Genomic DNA, 17,130 nt, shown 5'->3' with positions numbered 1-17,130 from the left:
CCAAGGTCAGCATCGCCCTCCATCGTCCGGCAGACGGCAAAGCTCGGGCTGGTCATCACAACAATGCGCGGTCAGGTAATCCACCAGGCCGCGCATCCGGGAGAAATCGGCGCGGTAATGCACGTGCCGGCCATGCGCCTCGCCATGCACCAGACCGGCGTGCGTGAGCTCCTTGAGATGGAAGGAGAGCGTCGAAGGCGAGACCCCGAGGGCCTCGGCGATATCGCCGGCAAAGGCGCCATCGGGACCGACGCCCACCAGGTGCCGAAAAACCGCCAGTCGCGTGCGCTGCGCCAGCGCCGATAAGGCCTTGAGAGCGTCGTTCGTTTCCATATTTGCACAACGATAGAAGTTACGTTGGCCCGACTATCCCACACAGGAGTCGTTCATGCACGACCTTCCCAATCTCGACACCGCATCTTTCGCCGCCCCCGACGGCGATGCGCTGATGGCGCCCCGACTCAGCACGCATCCGCCGCGCATCCTGCTACTGCATGGCTCGCTGCGTGAACGCTCGTTCAGTCGTCTGGTCAGCGAGGAAGCCGCGCGTTTGCTCGCTGCCATGGGCGCCGAGACACGCTGCTTCGATCCGCGCGGCCTGCCCTTGCCGGATAGCGAGGACGTCTCGCACCCCAAGGTTCAGGAGCTCCGTGACTTGGCCCAGTGGGCGGAAGGCATGGTGTGGTGCTCCCCGGAACGTCACGGCGCGATGAGCGGCATCATGAAGGCGCAGATCGACTGGATTCCGCTGGCGCTGGGCGGCGTCCGCCCGACTCAGGGAAAGACCCTGGCGGTCATGCAGGTCTGCGGCGGCTCGCAGTCCTTCAATACGGTCAACCAGCTACGCATTCTCGGTCGCTGGATGCGCATGCTGACCATCCCCAACCAGTCGTCGGTGCCCAAGGCGTTCCTGGAATTCGGCGACGACGACCGCATGAAGCCCTCGCCGCTCTACGACCGTATCGTCGACGTGACGGAAGAGCTGGTGAAGTTCACCTTGCTGACACGCGACCGCAGCGACCTGCTCACCGACCGCTACTCCGAACGCAAGGAGAGCGCTGAAGAGGTATCTCGGCGCGTCAATCAGCGTGGCATGTAGCCCGGCACGTTCATCGAAATGACATGGATCTCGGGCATATTCGTCTCGCCATATATCCCACGAGGCTGACCCATGAGCAAAAAACGCGTTCTCTTTCTCTGCAACGCCAACTCGGCCCGCTCGTTGATGGCCGAAGCCCTGCTGCGTCACATGGCCGGACAGCGCTTCGAGGCCTACAGCGCCGGCGTCGAGCCCGATGAGCCGCAGCAGGCGGCGCTGCAGGCACTCACAGAGCTGGGCATCGATACCACGGGGCTGGCCAGCAAATCGCTGGAGGCCTATGCCGGCGAGCATTTCGACAGCGTGATCATCCTCTGCGAAAAAGCCCAGCAGCGCTGCCGGGACTGGACAGGCAACACCGACGAGCTGCTGTTCTGGGATATTCTGGATCCGCGCCTCAATCCGCGTGACGGCGCCTATACCCAGACCCTCGAGGAGATTCGTGGCCGTCTGCGGCTATGGTTGAGCGTTCAGTCCAAAGAGGCCTGAGCCAGTGACCACGGCAGTGCTGACCCCGGCGGCCTTGCACCGCTGTCTCGCCGACGAGACGCGCTTGACGCTGACGCTGCTGCTCTGCACCGAACCCGAGCTGTGCGTCTGCGAAATGACCGAGGCCCTGGCGGCCCCGCAGCCCAGGATATCGCGTCATCTGGCCTACCTGCGTCGTGCCGGCCTGCTGCGCGGCCGCCGCCGCGGTGCCTGGATCTTCTATCGCCTCGAGCCGACGCTGCCCGAGTGGGTCTCGATCATTCTCGAGGCCTCGCGCGACGCCGCGCCGCCGGAGGTCATCACGGCTCACCGACGACTCGCCGACGCCGGCACCGCCAGGCGGCGTCAGGCGGCTTGCCACACCAAGCCCAGGCCGGCCCTCTTTTCCTCCACGTCAGGAGACATCGCATGACATTACGCATCGGCATCAACGGCTTCGGGCGCATCGGCCGCCTTGCCCTGCGCGTCCTGTGGGCGTCGCGCGCGACGCAACCGCTGGAGATCGTTCGCATCAACGATCCTGGCGGCGACGCGGCGACCTTCGCTCATCTGCTGGAATTCGATTCGGTACACGGCCACTGGTCCCCCGGCACGGGCATTCGCGCCGCAGCGGATTCGCTCATCATCGACGACACCTCGATCATCTTCAGTACCCATCGCGATCTCGCCGACAGCGACTGGTCCCAGTGCGATGTGGTGATCGAAGCCTCGGGCGCCATGACCCAGGCCGCCAAGCTGCAGCCCTACCTCGATCAAGGCGTGCCGCGCGTCGTGGTCTCGGCGCCGGTCAAGGATCCCGAGGTGCTCAACATGGTGATGGGCGTCAACGATGGCGATTTCGTCCCCGAGCGACACCGCATCGTCACCGCGGCCAGTTGCACTACCAACTGCCTGGCACCCGTGGTCAAGGTGATTCACGAAACCTTCGGCATTCGCCATGGCTCGATGACCACGGTGCACGACATCACCAACACCCAGACGATCCTCGATGCGCCGCATAAGGATCTACGCCGTGCTCGCGCCTGTGGCATGAGTCTGATCCCCACCACCACGGGCTCGGCCAAGGCGATCACGGCGATCTTTCCCGAGCTGGAAGGCAAGCTCAACGGTCACGCCGTGCGCGTGCCGCTGGCCAACGCCTCGCTTACCGACATGGTCTTCGAAGTCGAACGTGCCACCAATGTCGACGAGGTCAATACTGCCCTGGAACAAGCCGCGAATGGCGAGCTAGCCGGCATCCTGGGCTTCGAAACCCGCCCGCTGGTCTCCATCGATTACCGCACCGATCCGCGTAGCGCGGTCATCGATGCCCCGTCGACGATGGTAATCAACGAGACCCAGGTAAAAGTCTACGCGTGGTACGACAATGAGTGGGGCTATGCCAATCGCACGGTAGAGCTAGCCTTGAAAGTGGGCAACGCCCGGGAACCAGCACGATGACGACCCTGCAACGCCTGCGCGCCCTGCCCTTCGAAATACGCCAGTATCTGCTGGTCACGGGCAATTATTGGGCCTTCACGCTGACCGACGGCGCCTTGCGGATGCTGGTGGTGCTGCATTTCCATCAGCTTGGCTATTCGCCGCTGGAAATCGCCCTGCTGTTTCTGTTCTACGAGGCCTTCGGCGTGGTCACCAACTTCGTCGGTGGCTGGCTCGGCGCCCGCCTGGGACTCAACCGCACCATGAATCTCGGTCTGGGGCTGCAACTGGTCGCCCTGGGCATGCTGCTGGTGCCGGCCTCGGCCTTGACGGTGCCCTGGGTCATGGCCGCCCAGGCGCTCTCGGGGGTCGCCAAGGACCTCAACAAGATGAGCGCCAAGAGTGCGGTCAAGGTGCTGGTCCCCAAGGACAGCAGCAATGCCCAAGGCGCGCTGTATCGCTGGGTGGCCATCCTCACCGGGTCCAAGAATGCCCTCAAGGGGGCCGGCTTCTTCGCCGGCGGCTTGTTGCTGACGCTGATCGGTTTCCAGGGCGCGATACTCGCCATGTGGGTGATGCTGGCCGTGGTGCTGGGGCTTTCGCTATGGCGTTTGCGTGCCGATCTGGGCCGCCAGAAAGCCAAGCCCAGGTTCCGCGAGGTCTTCTCCACCTCGCGCGCGGTCAACGTTCTCGCGGCGGCGCGCCTGTGCCTGTTCGCCTCTCGCGACATCTGGTTCGTGGTGGCATTGCCGGTGTTCCTCTACGACCAACACGGCTGGAACTTCTGGAGCGTCGGCATTCTGATGTCCGTCTGGGTGATCGGCTACGGTGGCGTTCAGACCCAGGCCCCGCGCATCACGCAACACCTGCACGGCGATACGCGCAGCATCACTGCCGTACTGGCCGCGATACTCGCCCTGCTCCCGGCGGTGCTCGCCTTCACGCCACTGGCGACCACCACCATCTGGCTAATCATGGGCCTGCTGGCCTTCGGCGTGTTCTTCGCCATCAACTCGAGCTGGCACAGCTATTTGATCGTGCGTTTCGCCCGTGCCGAAGGCGTTTCCATGGACGTGGGGTTCTACTACATGGCCAATGCCATGGGGCGACTCATCGGCACGGTCCTCTCCGGCTGGGTTTACCAGGTGTACGGTCTGGCAGCATGCCTGGGGATCTCGGCCGCCCTGGTGCTGACGAGCGCTCTGCTCGCGCTGGGCCTGCCACGGGAGTCTCAATGACCGATACCACGCGCTGAAGCATGCAATATGCGGCACATGCGACATCTCGCAGCTACCTTATTTAATAGTTTTGTTTATATGTCCTTATCCATAAAAACTATCAGCTCGGTAGCGTGCAAACGGTGTCAATGACGTATAATCTTCGTCTAGCCTAGAAGCAGAGCAAAAAGCCCGCATAAGCTTCCCCGCGCACTGGAAGCATGAGCAAGAGGAAGATCAGCAGTGAACGCTCCACTCAAGGAAACTACCACTTCGACCCAGGCACTTGAACAGCACAAGAGCTATCGATTCGTCGCAGATCTCCTGGCCCGCGCCGACATCCAGATCAACGGCTCGCGCCCTGGGGACATGCAGGTTCATTCATCAGAGGTTTTTGACCGCGCGCTTGCCGAAGGCAATCTTGGGCTCGGCGAAGCCTACATGGCCGGCCTCTGGGACGCCGAACGCCTCGACGAATTTTTCTTTCGGTTATTGCGTGCCAACATCAACAAGGCGGTACAGCCATCGAAGCTGGTCTTTCACGCCCTGCGTGCCAAGCTCACCAACCTGCAAAGCGTCAAGCGCGCCTGGAAAGTCGGCGAAGCGCACTACGACCTGGGCAACGACTTCTACGCTGCCATGCTTGATCAGCGCATGACCTATACCTGTGGCTACTGGCACGACGCCGAGACCCTGGATGCCGCGCAGGAAGCCAAGCTCGACCTGATCTGTCGAAAGCTGGATCTCAAGCCCGGCATGCGCATTCTCGACATCGGCTGCGGCTGGGGCAGTTTCATGGCCTACGCCGCCGAGCACTATGGCGTGGAATGCGTTGGTCTCACCATCTCGCGCGAGCAGGCCGACTACGGGAAATCCTTGATGAAGAAGGGACTTCCCGTGGAATTTCGGCTTCAGGACTATCGCGAGATCGACGAGCAGTTCGATGCCATCATCAGTATCGGCATGTTCGAGCATGTCGGCCGCAAGAATCACCGCGAGTACATGGAAGTCGCCCATCGTTGCCTCAAGGATGGCGGTCTCTTCTTGCTACATACCATCGGCAAGAACGTCCGCGAAAGCACGCCGGATCCCTGGGTCGACAAGTACATCTTTCCCAACGGGGACCTGCCTTCCATAGGCCAGATCGGCGACGCAGCCGGGGGCCTGTTCGTCACCGAGGACCTACACAACTTCGGTGCCGACTACGACAAGACGTTGATGGCCTGGTGGGAGAACTTCGAAGCCCATTGGCCACAATTCAAGGAACGCTACGGCAACGAGTTCTACCGCATGTGGCGCTATTACTTGCTGTCATGCGCGGCAGCTTTCCGGGCCCGGGACATCCAACTGTGGCAATGGGTGCTGGCCAAGCCAGGCGTGCTCGGCGGGTACCAACGCATCACGGCGTAAGCACGGCTTGCCGTATACCCGGTGTTCGTCAAGCACCGCAAGCCGGGTAGCTACACGCAAAAGGGCGCCGAAGCGCCCTGCAAAATCACCTGTTTTATCAGGCCATTAACCGTAACGACCGGTGATGTAGTCTTCTGCCTTTTTGGTATGCGGGTTGGCAAACATTTGCTTGGTGGCGTTGTATTCGATCATCTCACCAAGGTGGAAAAACGCCGTGTAATCCGCCACGCGTGCCGCCTGCTGCATGTTGTGAGTCACGGTCACGATTGTGAAGTCCTGCTTGAGCTTATCCATCAGGTCCTCAATCGTTGCGGTGGAAATCGGATCGAGCGCCGAGGTCGGTTCGTCCATTAGGATGACGTCGGGACGCACGGCAATCGCACGCGCGATGCACAAGCGCTGCTGCTGACCGCCGGATAGCGACGTGCCTGGCTCATGCAGCTTGTCCTTGACCTCATTCCATAGTCCCGCATCGCGCAACGCGCGCTCCACCAGTTCGTCCTGGTCGGCCTTGCGGCTGACCATGTCGTGCATGCGCGGTGCATAGGCAACGTTTTCGAAGATCGACTTGGGAAACGGATTGGGCTTCTGGAACACCATGCCCACACGCCGGCGGAGTGCTACTTCATCCATGCCGCGGGCATTGACATCGCGGCCATCCATTTCCACTAGTCCCTTGATCCGTACGCTGCTGATCAAATCGTTCATACGGTTGAGACAACGCAGAAAGGTGGACTTGCCGCAGCCCGACGGACCGATCAAGGCCGTGACGGTATTTGCAAACACATCGATGCTGATGTCATCCAGCGCTTGGTGCTCGCCATACCACAGACTGAGATCGCGCACGCGTACGCTTAAATTTTCTTCGACGCTTTCGTTACGTGTTACCGGCTGCCCCTTGTCGGGTGTCGCGTCGCTATATTGGCCGCGTACGGTATCACCCGACGCCAAGGATTGATCTTGCTGAGGCTGAAAGTTTTGCAGGGTCGTATCGTTCATGGCGATGATGTCCTGTCGGAAGTCGCTTACCAGCGACGTTCGAATTTGTTGCGTAACCACACGGCGAGCGCATTGAGAAAGATCAGCACCGCCAGAAGCACCAGAATGCCGCCCGCTGTCTTCTCGGCGAAGGCACTATTCGGCTCACTGGCCCAAGTGAATATCTGCGCCGGCATGACCGTCGAGGCGTTCGTAATCGAGATCGAGGCATCGGGAATGAACGCCACCATGCCCACGATAATCAGTGGCGCGGTTTCTCCCATGGCTTGCGCCAGACCGATGATCGAACCGGTCAGTATGCCCGGCAGCGACACCGGCAACACGTGATCGCGCACCACCTGCCAACGTGAACACCCCACGCCAAATGCCGCGTGACGAATACTATCCGGCACACTGCGAAGCGCCGCGCGCGTCGAAATGATAATGACCGGCAGCGTCATCAGTGCCAGGGTCAACCCACCTACCAGCGGCGAGGAGCGAGGCACCCCGAAGAAGCTGATATAAATTGCCAGCCCCAGCAGGCCGAACAGGATGGAAGGGACGGCCGCCAGGTTGTTGATATTGATTTCGATGAGCTGAGTCAGCTTGTTGTCGGGGGCGAACTCCTCGAGATACACGGCCGTCATCACGCCGATCGGAAAGCATACCGCCATGGTGACCAGCATGGTCATTACCGTGCCGATAGCCGCCGAAGCAATCCCCGCCAGTTCCGGCATCTTGGAGTCACCGGTGGTAAAGAAGGTGGTATTGAACTTCAGCTCCGCCCGCCCCTCTTCGACCAATGCTTGGAGCGTTTCCTTGTCGGCGGGACGCAAGCGGTCCTCATTGCCCTTGAGATACTGATCGACACGGCTATCGGCGATGACCCACTGCGTCTGCGTCGTGCCCATCAGCGCCGGATTGTTTTCCATTTTCCGCGGCAAGGGCCGGAAAAACCCGCGCGAGATCAGCGGGCGCACATCTTCATCGACCGCGGCTAACGGCAACTTCTGGGACTGCTCGTCGTAGCTGACCTCGACCTGTATCTGCGCTTGCTGGAAAGCGGGCCATCCCCGCACCACCATGTCGGAAATGAAGACCACCAGAAACGCCGCCGATAGAATCAAGGCGCCCATGGTCATCCATTTCATGCGCGCCGAGCGCCGGTGGCGCTTCTTGAGCTGCGCGGAAATTTCTTCGAACGATTGGCTCATGCTCTCGACCTATCGGATTACAGGTTGTTGACGCGATACTTCTCGCGGAAGCGGCGAATCATGAACACCGACACCACATTCAGCGTCAGCGTCACGATGAACAGCACCAGTCCCAGGGCAAAGGCCGAGAGTGTCTGGGCGCTTTCGAATTCTTGATCGCCGGTCAGCGCCGCCACGATACTTACTGTCACGGTCGTCATGTCTTCCAGGGGATTGGCGGTCAGGTTGGGACGCATGCCAGCCGCCATGACCACGATCATGGTTTCCCCCAAGGCCCGAGAGACAGCCAGCAACGAGGCCGATATGATCCCCGGCGCGGCGGCGGGCACGACCACGTTGCGCACCATTTCGGCCTTGGTGATCCCCAGAGCCAAAGCCCCTTCCCGCAGGCTGTTGGGGACCGAGTTGATAACATCGTCGGAAAGCGAGGAGATGAATGGAATGATCATGATGCCCATCACCAAGCCCGGCGCCAGCGCATTGGAATAGGAGGCATCCAACCCGAACAGCCCTGCGATATCCACCACCAGCGGCGCCACGGTCAAGGCCGCGAAGACGCCATATACCACGGTGGGGATCCCCGCCAGCACTTCGATGACCGGCTTGGCCGCCTTGCGAATGCGCAAGGGCGCGAACTCAACCATGTAGATGGCGGCGCCCAGGCCGAAAGGAATCGCTACCAACATGGCGATCAAGGTGATCATGAAGGTACCGGCGAAGAGCGGAATCGATCCGAACTGCGCGGCACTGCCGCCCTCGTCGCCACGTCCGGCGGCGGATAGGAAACTTGCGCCGGGATTCCAGGTAGTACCGGTTACGAAGTCCCAGAAGCTGTGCATCTGGAAGAAGCGTAGCGCCTCGCTAATGATCGACAGCAAAATGCCCAGCGTAGTGAGAATCGAGATCATCGCCGCGGCGGCCAACAGCTTACGAATGACGCCCTCGATGGCGCGGCGCGCATGGAAATCGGAGCGCACCTGATTCAGCCCCATAACCAGGCCAATCAAGGCAATGACCAGGCTCGCTGCCAACAGATAAAACGTGGGGATATCCGCCCCCATCAGTAACAGAACAAACGCCCCCAGGGCGCTGACCAAAAGCGCCGGTCCGGCGGTAACGAGTACCGCGAACCACGCATATTGATCCGGCTGTGCATGCATAGTCGTGCCCGTGGCCCGCACGCGCGCGGCCTTGGCGCGACTCAGCGTGAAAGCGATTCCGCCTAGCACCACGAGTACCGCGCAGAATAGCAGGAAGACGATATTCATCGGCCTATCGGTCTCTCAAGATAACGTTGCTCCCAGAGGGAGGCTTCAAACTCTCGCGGGACGTCACGCAAATGGGCCGGCAGCAAAAGCCGCCGGCCACTTCATCGGTCCGCGTACGGCCTTACTTCAGATCGCTGAGTTCGAGACTCTCGCGATCTTCGACATCGCTACGCGCCTGCTCACGTGCGTCCTCGGGCAGCGGGATCAGACCCAGGCCCTTGAGGTAGCCCATCGGGCTGATCATCTGCTCGCTCATGAACAGGTCGACGTACGGATATACGGCCGGCACGCTATCGGCATGCTGATTCTTGACGTAGAAGAACAGCGAGCGCGACACCGGATACTCACCGGAGCTGATGGCTTCGGGCTCGGGGGCCACGCCATCGATGCTCGCGGCAGTCAGGACATCGGCGTTCTCTTCAAGGAAGGAATACCCGAAGATACCGAACGAAGTCGTGTTTTCCTGAAGACGCTGCACGATGAGGTTGTCGTTCTCGCCGGCGTCGACGTAGGGACCGTCCTGACGGATGTCGGTATAACCTTCACCGCCGTAGGCGTCCATGTCCTCGGAAGCGGCTTCCATCACCAGCTCCTCGAAAGCATCACGGGTGCCGGAAGTGGTCGGCGGACCGTACACCATGATCTCGCGATCCGGGAGAGAGGGATCGATATCGCTCCACTTGGTGTAGGGGTTGTCGACCAGCTCGCCGTCCTGAGGCACCTTGGCGGCCAACGCGAGGAAGAGCTGCTCACGCGTGAAATTGACCGGCTCGTTGGCGTTGGACTCGGCGAACGCGATGCCGTCATAACCGATTTTCGCTTCGGTGATGTCGGTCACACCGTTTTCCTGGCAACGCTCGAATTCGGAGGGCTTCATGCGACGCGAGGCGTTGGTGATGTCCGGCGTGTCCAGCCCGACCCCATTACAGAACAAACGCAGACCGCCGCCGGACCCAGTGGATTCGATGACGGGCGTCGGGTAATCGGTGGTCGCGCCGAACTCCTCGACGACGTAGCTGGCGAACGGATAGACGGTGCTGGAACCGACGATGCGTAGCTGCTCGCGTTCCTGCGCCTGGGCGGCACCCGCGACGCTCATCACGGCAGCGGCCAACGCGGTAGTCTTGAGGATACGGTTCATGCGGGTAACTCCTGTCGATGAGAGTGTTCAACCTTCGCGACACCTAAGATGCCCAATGAAGATGACAGCTTCATGACAGAAGTGAGCGATTTTCCCTAACGACTGACGACGGCCTCTTCGCTCTCGCTCCCACGTAGAGCGCGACCGGCCAGCAAGCGCACGCCGATATTGCCCAACAGCGAGGCCCCCAGCATCGTGAGTACCGTCGGCCAGGCACTGGCAATCTCGAAGGCCCCCACCAGCATGCCGGCAAACGCCCCACTGGAAAATTGCAAGCATCCCTGCAGAGCCGTCGCCGTGGCACTCATCTTCGGAAAGTGATCGAGCATCGAGGACATCGCATTCGGCGCGATCAGCCCCTGCATCCCTACGAATACCACCATCAGCGGCGCCACGCTGTAGATAGAATCCATCCCGGACAGGATCAATGCCACTAGCGCCACGCCGGCGCACAATTGGATACCCAGCCCCACCACGAGGTTTTGCTGCGGGGTACGCTTCTTCAACAGGTGGATGTTGAGGCGATTGGAGGACGCCATGACCAGGATATTGGCCCCGAATACGAACGGATAGACAGCCGCCGATAATCCATAATGCTCCATATACAGATAAGGCGAGCCAGTGATGAACGCGAACATGCCCGCGAATGACATCGACACCGCACAGATATACCCCATCGCCTCGCGATGACGAAGCACGCTGGCATAATTGCCCAGCACTTGGCGTGGCGACGGCGCATCGGGATCGCGCCCGTGGGTCTCAGGTAGCCGTGTGCCCAAGAAGAACAACAGGAATGCCGCGTACAAAGCCAGAAACAGGAAAATCGACTGCCAATTGAAAATCCCCAGCAGCACGCTCCCCACCGTGGGCGCCACGAGCGGCGCCAGCATCAGAATCATTGCCATGGTCGACATCACCTTGGCGGCCTCACGTCCGCTGAAACAGTCGCGCACGATGGCCGCCGAGTTGACCACGCAGGCACCGCCGCCCAGGGCCTGGACGAAGCGCAGTCCCCAAAGCGTTTCCAGCGACGACACCTGCATGATGCCCAGACTGGCGAGTAAGAACACCACCAGACCGGTCAATAGCACCGGGCGTCGACCCAAGCGATCCGACAGCGGCCCACATAACAGCTGTCCGATCGCGAACCCGAAAAGGAACACGCTCAGCGACAGTTCAGTATGGTGAACGCTGGCATTAACCGCCTCGGCAAGCGTGGGCATGGCAGGCAGGTAAGCATCGATGGCAAAAGGCGCCAGAGCGGTGTTGGCCGCCACCAGCAAGGCCAATCGCCGCGCATTGAGTTGAGTCACGAAATCTCCCGAAAAACATACATCGCCGTGCAGGCGCCCTGAAGGGGCGGCACGCTCATGAAAAAGGCTAACCGCTAGTGTGCTCATCATAGCCGATTACGGTCTCGCTTGGGACCGAGCATCGGTGCGTGTGTCCATAAATCGAAACAATCCCGCGCCATCATGACAGCCGCTTTGCAGTGCTCGGCGACGTCACGAGCCTGCCTTTCTTCGATCTCAAAAAGATACAGGGACTGCCATCATGCGCGTTTACTTGCCTCGCCGTTTACCGCCGCTGACGATCCGATCCATCAGTATGTTGGTACTGGGCGCGTTCAGTTTGATGGTGATCGCCGTCGGCTTGTTGGGGGGATATACATTGCATGTCGGTCAACATGCCTTCGATACACTCGATCGTCTAAACGCCGAACGTACCACTGTACTCGAGGATGTTTATGTCGATACATTGCGCGCCCAATTGGCCATGAATCGTGCCGCATCGTTACTTGAGCGTCCGTCATTCGACCCTCCCGGGCCAGTCATCGATGAGGCCGAGGCCTTGATGAACCGGGCACAGGACACTTTCAAGCATCTAGAACCTACGTCCTCTTCTCCGGCGCTCGAGACGTTGGGCCAACGCTTTCACTCTCTGCTCAACACTGGAATGTCCTTGCAGTTGATGCAGCTTCAAGAAGCCAACGAACGCCTCGACGCCGGTGACAATACGGCACGCGACCTCAGCGGCTATCGTTCCGGCCAGTCACGCTTGCATGATATGAACGCCGCTTTCATGGGGAGCGCCGACGCCTTCATGGCCACCAGCCAACAGCGAGGCGCGACCCTGGTCGATGACTTCGGCATCATGGCCGACACGCTCCGATTCTTGATCGGCGCCGCCATTGTCGCCTCGCTGATCGCCATTGCCTTCGTCATGTGGGGCATAACGCGACGCGTGGTGACACCGCTCAATGGTCTAATCGAGCATTTCGAGCGCATTGCCGAGGGGCGTCTGGATAGCCCCGTCACTGCCCGGGGACAACGCGACGTTCGCCGCCTGTTCGAAGCGCTAGACGGCATGCGTCAGCGCCTCGCTGCCAACGTCGGCGAGGTTCGCACCAGCAGTCAAACGATCCACCGTGATACTCAGCGTATCGCCGAGGACAGCCAAGCCCTGTCCGCCCGCACCGAGCGACAAGCTGCGGCCCTGGAAGAGACCGCCGCCAGCATGGCACAACTGACTGCCACCGTGGGACGCAATACCGAACACACCGAGCAGGCTGTTGCCTTGGCAACCACTGCCTCGCATTCAGCCGAACGCGGCCAGGAAGCCGTATCACAGGTCACCACGACCATGGACAACATCCATGCCCGCTCGCGTCAGGTCGAGGATAGCGTCGCCATGATCGACTCGCTGGCATTCCAGACCAATCTCCTCGCGCTCAATGCCTCGGTCGAAGCAGCGCGTGCCGGTCAACATGGCAGAGGATTTTCGGTCGTCGCCACCGAAGTCAGACGTCTCGCCAGCCAGAGCGCCGACGCCGCACGCGATATCCGCTCACTCACCGACAGCGCTCGACGCGACGTTGAAGCGGGTCGCCAACGCGTCAAGGAAACCGGTACCACCATTGGCGAACTCGTCGCATCCGTGGAACGGACAGCCCAGCTAATGCGCGAGATTGCCGACGCCAGTCAAGAACAACATCAAGGCATCGAGCAGATCGACCGCGCGATCGAGCAGTTGGAGCGGCTCACGCAGGGCAATGCCGCCATGGCCACTCAGGCCACGCACGCTGCCATTACGCTGGGGGAAGAAACTACACGCCTGCATGCCTCGGTACGCGAGTTCGTGCTCGAAGAAACCGACGACCGACCCGCCGTTGCGCCGTCGCGCGATAGGTTGCCGGCTCATCGAGACGACTCACCTCAGCGACAGAGCATCCACCAGCACTGACCGCCGCTCCATGACACGAGACTCGCACGTTGCGCGCACGCACCACTCGAAGGCTTTCAGTGGTGCGCCTTGGAACAATCCTTGTCGGATTTCTGCTCTTCGAGCAGGTCGACCAGCGGCTGGAACTCGTCGCGATTATGATCGCTCATGCGCATGAGGATACGATGTGCTTCGAGGATGCGTTGCTGCATGTCATGCTCATCGGCTCTCACCTGCGGCAACTCATCGAGGCTTGCCGGTTCGGTCAAAGGTGCCTCGAGCAAGGTGAAGTAACGTGAAAATCCCATGACGTCGAGCATACGGCGCACGTCGGGATGCTCAGCGACGATGGTCGGCGGCTGTTCGAGACGCCCCTGGACGGCCATCGCCACTTTGGCCAGAAAACCCAGTGCAGTGGAGTCGACATTCGTCGCCTCGCGCAGGTCGATCATCACCGCGACAAGGCCCGGGCTCTCAGCCACGCGCTGCGCCTGCTGATCGAGCGTCGCGCATAACGTCAGACGCACGTCACCACTGAGCTTGAGAACGAACACACCGGCGTCGAACGCCGCCTGAATACGCCCTTCATGCATGGTCGAATCCACTCAAAGTCATCACGGTGAGATCATCCGGCAGTTCATCGCCTAGCACGAGCCCCTCTTTCAACGCGTCCACCGACGCACAAGAGACAATTCGGTGTTTCAGTGCCTCGAGACGCTGATCGAGGGTATCTCCACCCAAGCACTCCAAGATGCCATCGGAGCACAGCCAAAGGCGGAATCGTTGCGGCAATGTACAGCCATAGGTCGGGAACTCGACATGGGGAAACAATCCCACCGGCGGCCCCTCGCCCTCGAGCACGCTGACTTCGCGATCCACTTGCAGAAAGGGCATCGGCATCTGCGCGCCGAGCGAATAGTGGAGATAGCGTTGCTCATGGTCAAGCACCCCGGCAAACACCGTGGCATGCTTGCCAATTCCCGTCTCCAAAAGCTCTCGATTGAGCTCCGTCAGGCAGCGCGCTGGGAAAGTCTCCGCCGCCTGTTGCGGCCACTGCGTCAGCCAGCGATTGCTGAGGTACTTGAGCAGCACAGTCACAAAAGCCGAGGACGCTCCGTGCCCCGAGACATCGACGAAATAAAAGAAACTGTAGCGTGCATCGCAACGCTGAAAGTCCAGAAAGTCGCCCGACAGATAAAGAGATGGCGCGAGCCAGTAATCGGCGCGCACGCCATGCAGCGTTATCGGACTAGCAGGCAGCAGCTTGCGCTGGATCTGCCAACCGGCCTGCTGGTCGAGACGCAGCATGGCCAGGTGGGTTTCCAGGCTTTCGTTGAGCTCGGCCAGGCGTTGGCGGTCGCGGGCATGCTCCTGAGTCAATCGATGATGTTCGATGGAGCGATCGATCAAGCGACGCAAGATATCGCCATGGCATTCCGGTTCGACCAGATAATCGACCAACCCAGCGTCCACGGCCTGCAGCAGGTCGCCATCGAGGCGTGTCTCGCTGATGACGATAGTCGGCCAGCGCGCGGCCAATGTGGCCCAGTCATCCCGTGCGACCGCCCGCACATGGGCAACTACCAAGGCCACATCGTCGGGTAACGCGTCTACGGACGTCGTCGCCAGTACGGCGAACTGCCCGCTTCCAATGAGACGTGCCAGCGCATCTCGCGATGCGCCGGGCGTGTCGAGCAGACCGATCAGAGTACGTGCGTTGGCCATGCAGGGGCCTCGGGATCAATCGGCGAAGGCGTCTTCGTCGTATTCGAAATCGTCGCCGAAATCACCGCTGGCGAAGGGATCTTTTCCCGTTTCACCGTCGTTGACCTCATAGCGCCGGTTCTGGAGATACGCATCACGAATGAAGCTGTAACGGTCACCGCTAATCAGCTCTTCGCGGTCAAGGAGTCCTGCTCGGGTATCGATGAGATCGACGAAACGCAAACCATAGCGCACCGAATCTTCTTCGACATAGGTCACCGGGTCGGTATACCAATCCACGGGTAATCCCGAGGTATGGCGCAGCGTGCGTCCGCCCAACACCGGCAAGACCACGTAAGGCCCTTCGCCGACGCCCCAAGTGGCCAACGTCTGGCCGAAATCTTCTTCGCGCTCGACGAGACCCATGCGTGAGGCTGGGTCGAGAATGCCACCGATCCCCAGGATGGAATTGATCACGAAACGCCCGGACGCCACACCGGCATTGGCCCACTTCCACTGCAAGACGCTATTGACCGTGGTGCCAATCTCTCCCAGGTTGCTGAAGAAATTACCGACCCCCGACTGAACCGGCTCGGGGGTTACATAGTCATACCCTTGAGCAACGGGTTTCAACGCATAACGATCCAGTGTGTCGTTGAAAGCGAATACCTTACGGTTATATCCCTCCCAAGGATCGTCGGGATTGGCGTCCGTCTGGCCCTGCGTCGCGCAGCCGCTTACCGCCGTCACTACGCATGCCGCGGCCAGCAACTTGGTCATTTTCATCAAGCCTTCACCTTCCGCAATAATATATTGCCCGCACTGTAGCCCGCTCCGAACGAACAGACCACCCCCACATCCCCCACGGCTAGATTGTCGCGGTGCAGATGAAAGGCGATGATCGAACCGGCAGAACTGGTGTTGGCATAACGGTCGAGAATCACCGGTGCCTCGCTTTCGTCAGGGTCGCGCCCCAACACGCGCCGGGCGATCAGATCATTCATATGACGATTGGCCTGATGCAGCCACAATCGCTTGAGATCACGAGGTGCCACATTCTGCGCCTCGAGGTGAGCGCCAATCAACTCGGCCACCAGCGGACACACCTCCTTGAAGACCCGACGACCTTCCTGCACGAATAACTTATCGGCAACGAACGCCGGTTCGGCATCGATCCTGTGCTCCGTCACCCGGTCGAGAAAGCCGAAATTGTTGCGAATCGCGTTCGAGAAACGCGTCACCAGGCGCGTGCTCATGACCTCGAAGCGCTCCTCCGCTCGCGCTACGTCATCGGCCTCCAGCAGCACCGCCGTACACGCATCGCCGAAGATGAAGTGACTATCGCGATCGCGGAAATTGAGATGCGCCGAGCAGATCTCCGGGCTCACCACCAGCACGCGCTTGGCGCTGCCGGCGCGAATCGCATTGTTGGCGAGATCGATGGCGAAAGTCGCGCTGGAGCACGCCACATTCATGTCGAAAGCGTACCCGCCAGCGCCCAATGCCGCCTGCAGCTCCACGGCGATGGCTGGATACGCACGCTGCAGGTTGGAGCATGCCACGACCACCATATCTAATGCGTCGGGCGTGACCGCAGCATTGGACAGCGCCTGGCGCGCCGCTTCCAAGCCCATCTCGGCCTGCACGCTGAGCTCGTCATTGGCGCGTGGTGCCAATTGTGGACGCATGCGGTCGGGATCGAGGATCCCCGCCGCCTCGACCACGTAGCGGCTATGAATTCCCGAAGCCTTGACGATGAACTCGCTGCTCGAATGTTCGAGTGGCTCGCGATGTCCATCTCGAATCGCCTCGTGGTGGCGCGCGTTCTCAAGGTCCACCCAGGCGTTGAACGAAGCCACCAACGTCGCGTTGTCGATGGCGTTGGGGGGAGTATAAAGCCCCGTTCCGGTGATGACCGCGTGCGTCATGAGCGTGCTCCCAGGTGCGCTTGTCGTGTGGTCGTTAGAGG

17 protein-coding genes are annotated in these 17,130 nt (G+C 60.6%); 7 read left to right on the top strand and 10 right to left on the bottom strand.

What is annotated here, in order from left to right; genetic code table 11:
• Positions 1–6: 6 nt before the first annotated feature.
• Positions 7–333, bottom strand: a complete 327-nt coding sequence (locus KZO83_RS04655) for an ArsR/SmtB family transcription factor (RefSeq protein WP_247619923.1) — start codon at positions 331–333, stop codon at positions 7–9.
• Positions 334–388: 55 nt separating this feature from the next.
• On the opposite strand from KZO83_RS04655, the gene arsH reads away from it, so the two are divergent.
• From arsH to cfa, 6 genes are all read left to right on the top strand, one after another.
• The gene (arsH, locus tag KZO83_RS04650) at positions 389–1,099 is read left to right on the top strand and encodes an arsenical resistance protein ArsH (RefSeq protein ID WP_261505552.1); all 711 of its coding nucleotides are present in this window, start codon (positions 389–391) and stop codon (positions 1,097–1,099) included.
• A 72-nt stretch (positions 1,100–1,171) separates the two neighbouring features.
• Positions 1,172–1,588: an arsenate reductase ArsC gene (locus tag KZO83_RS04645; protein WP_247619922.1), complete on the top strand. Its 417-nt coding sequence runs from the start codon at positions 1,172–1,174 to the stop codon at positions 1,586–1,588.
• Between the two features lie 4 nt (positions 1,589–1,592).
• Positions 1,593–2,000: a metalloregulator ArsR/SmtB family transcription factor gene (locus tag KZO83_RS04640; RefSeq protein WP_075369145.1), complete on the top strand. Its 408-nt coding sequence runs from the start codon at positions 1,593–1,595 to the stop codon at positions 1,998–2,000.
• Positions 1,997–3,028: an ArsJ-associated glyceraldehyde-3-phosphate dehydrogenase gene (locus KZO83_RS04635; RefSeq protein ID WP_247619921.1), complete on the top strand. Its 1,032-nt coding sequence runs from the start codon at positions 1,997–1,999 to the stop codon at positions 3,026–3,028. The genes KZO83_RS04640 and KZO83_RS04635 overlap by 4 nt, the downstream gene beginning before the upstream one ends.
• Positions 3,025–4,245 carry an organoarsenical effux MFS transporter ArsJ gene (arsJ, locus tag KZO83_RS04630; RefSeq protein ID WP_247619920.1) on the top strand — a complete coding sequence of 407 codons (1,221 nt, stop codon included), beginning with the start codon at positions 3,025–3,027 and terminating at the stop codon, positions 4,243–4,245. Before KZO83_RS04635 ends, arsJ begins: the two co-directional genes overlap by 4 nt.
• 222 nt (positions 4,246–4,467) lie before the next feature.
• Entirely contained in the window at positions 4,468–5,634 is a 1,167-nt protein-coding gene (gene cfa / locus KZO83_RS04625) for a cyclopropane fatty acyl phospholipid synthase (protein WP_247619919.1), read from the top strand.
• Between the two features lie 105 nt (positions 5,635–5,739).
• Here cfa and pstB read toward each other — a convergent pair whose 3' ends face one another.
• The 5 genes from pstB to KZO83_RS04600 all read right to left on the bottom strand — a co-directional run bounded on the left by pstB (position 5,740) and on the right by KZO83_RS04600 (position 11,548).
• On the bottom strand, positions 5,740–6,633 hold the full coding sequence (pstB, locus tag KZO83_RS04620) for a phosphate ABC transporter ATP-binding protein PstB (protein ID WP_247619918.1): 894 nt from the start codon (positions 6,631–6,633) through the stop codon (positions 5,740–5,742).
• A gap of 26 nt (positions 6,634–6,659) precedes the next feature.
• Positions 6,660–7,826, bottom strand: a complete 1,167-nt coding sequence (gene pstA / locus KZO83_RS04615; RefSeq protein WP_247619917.1) for a phosphate ABC transporter permease PstA — start codon at positions 7,824–7,826, stop codon at positions 6,660–6,662.
• Positions 7,827–7,843: 17 nt separating this feature from the next.
• Positions 7,844–9,094, bottom strand: a complete 1,251-nt coding sequence (gene pstC / locus KZO83_RS04610; RefSeq protein WP_040243824.1) for a phosphate ABC transporter permease subunit PstC — start codon at positions 9,092–9,094, stop codon at positions 7,844–7,846.
• Positions 9,095–9,215: 121 nt separating this feature from the next.
• Positions 9,216–10,235, bottom strand: a complete 1,020-nt coding sequence (locus tag KZO83_RS04605; protein WP_040243826.1) for a PstS family phosphate ABC transporter substrate-binding protein — start codon at positions 10,233–10,235, stop codon at positions 9,216–9,218.
• 95 nt (positions 10,236–10,330) lie between these two features.
• Positions 10,331–11,548 carry a Bcr/CflA family multidrug efflux MFS transporter gene (locus KZO83_RS04600; RefSeq protein ID WP_040243827.1) on the bottom strand — a complete coding sequence of 406 codons (1,218 nt, stop codon included), beginning with the start codon at positions 11,546–11,548 and terminating at the stop codon, positions 10,331–10,333.
• 241 nt (positions 11,549–11,789) lie between these two features.
• Between KZO83_RS04600 and KZO83_RS04595 the strand changes: the two genes are divergently transcribed.
• Positions 11,790–13,478, top strand: coding sequence for a methyl-accepting chemotaxis protein (locus KZO83_RS04595; protein ID WP_247619916.1), 1,689 nt, complete (start codon positions 11,790–11,792; stop codon positions 13,476–13,478).
• A gap of 56 nt (positions 13,479–13,534) precedes the next feature.
• Here the strand turns inward: KZO83_RS04595 and KZO83_RS04590 are convergent, their stop codons facing one another.
• From KZO83_RS04590 to KZO83_RS04575, 4 genes are read right to left on the bottom strand one after another with little or no spacing between them, the layout of a single operon-like run.
• Positions 13,535–14,050 (bottom strand): STAS domain-containing protein, encoded by a 516-nt coding sequence (locus tag KZO83_RS04590; protein ID WP_075369136.1) that lies wholly within the window; start codon positions 14,048–14,050, stop codon positions 13,535–13,537.
• Positions 14,043–15,182: a PP2C family protein-serine/threonine phosphatase gene (locus KZO83_RS04585; protein WP_247619915.1), complete on the bottom strand. Its 1,140-nt coding sequence runs from the start codon at positions 15,180–15,182 to the stop codon at positions 14,043–14,045. Before KZO83_RS04585 ends, KZO83_RS04590 begins: the two co-directional genes overlap by 8 nt.
• Before the next feature lie 15 nt (positions 15,183–15,197).
• Positions 15,198–15,947 carry an MlaA family lipoprotein gene (locus tag KZO83_RS04580; protein WP_075369134.1) on the bottom strand — a complete coding sequence of 250 codons (750 nt, stop codon included), beginning with the start codon at positions 15,945–15,947 and terminating at the stop codon, positions 15,198–15,200.
• Positions 15,947–17,089 carry a beta-ketoacyl-ACP synthase III gene (locus KZO83_RS04575; protein ID WP_040243834.1) on the bottom strand — a complete coding sequence of 381 codons (1,143 nt, stop codon included), beginning with the start codon at positions 17,087–17,089 and terminating at the stop codon, positions 15,947–15,949. The genes KZO83_RS04580 and KZO83_RS04575 overlap by 1 nt, the downstream gene beginning before the upstream one ends.
• Positions 17,090–17,130: the final 41 nt, after the last annotated feature.

The organism is Chromohalobacter moromii (genome assembly GCF_023091865.1).
GTDB lineage: Bacteria > Pseudomonadota > Gammaproteobacteria > Pseudomonadales > Halomonadaceae > Chromohalobacter > Chromohalobacter moromii.
The sequence above is the reverse complement of the archived record's forward strand: the minus strand, read 5'-3'. Positions and strand labels throughout refer to the sequence as shown.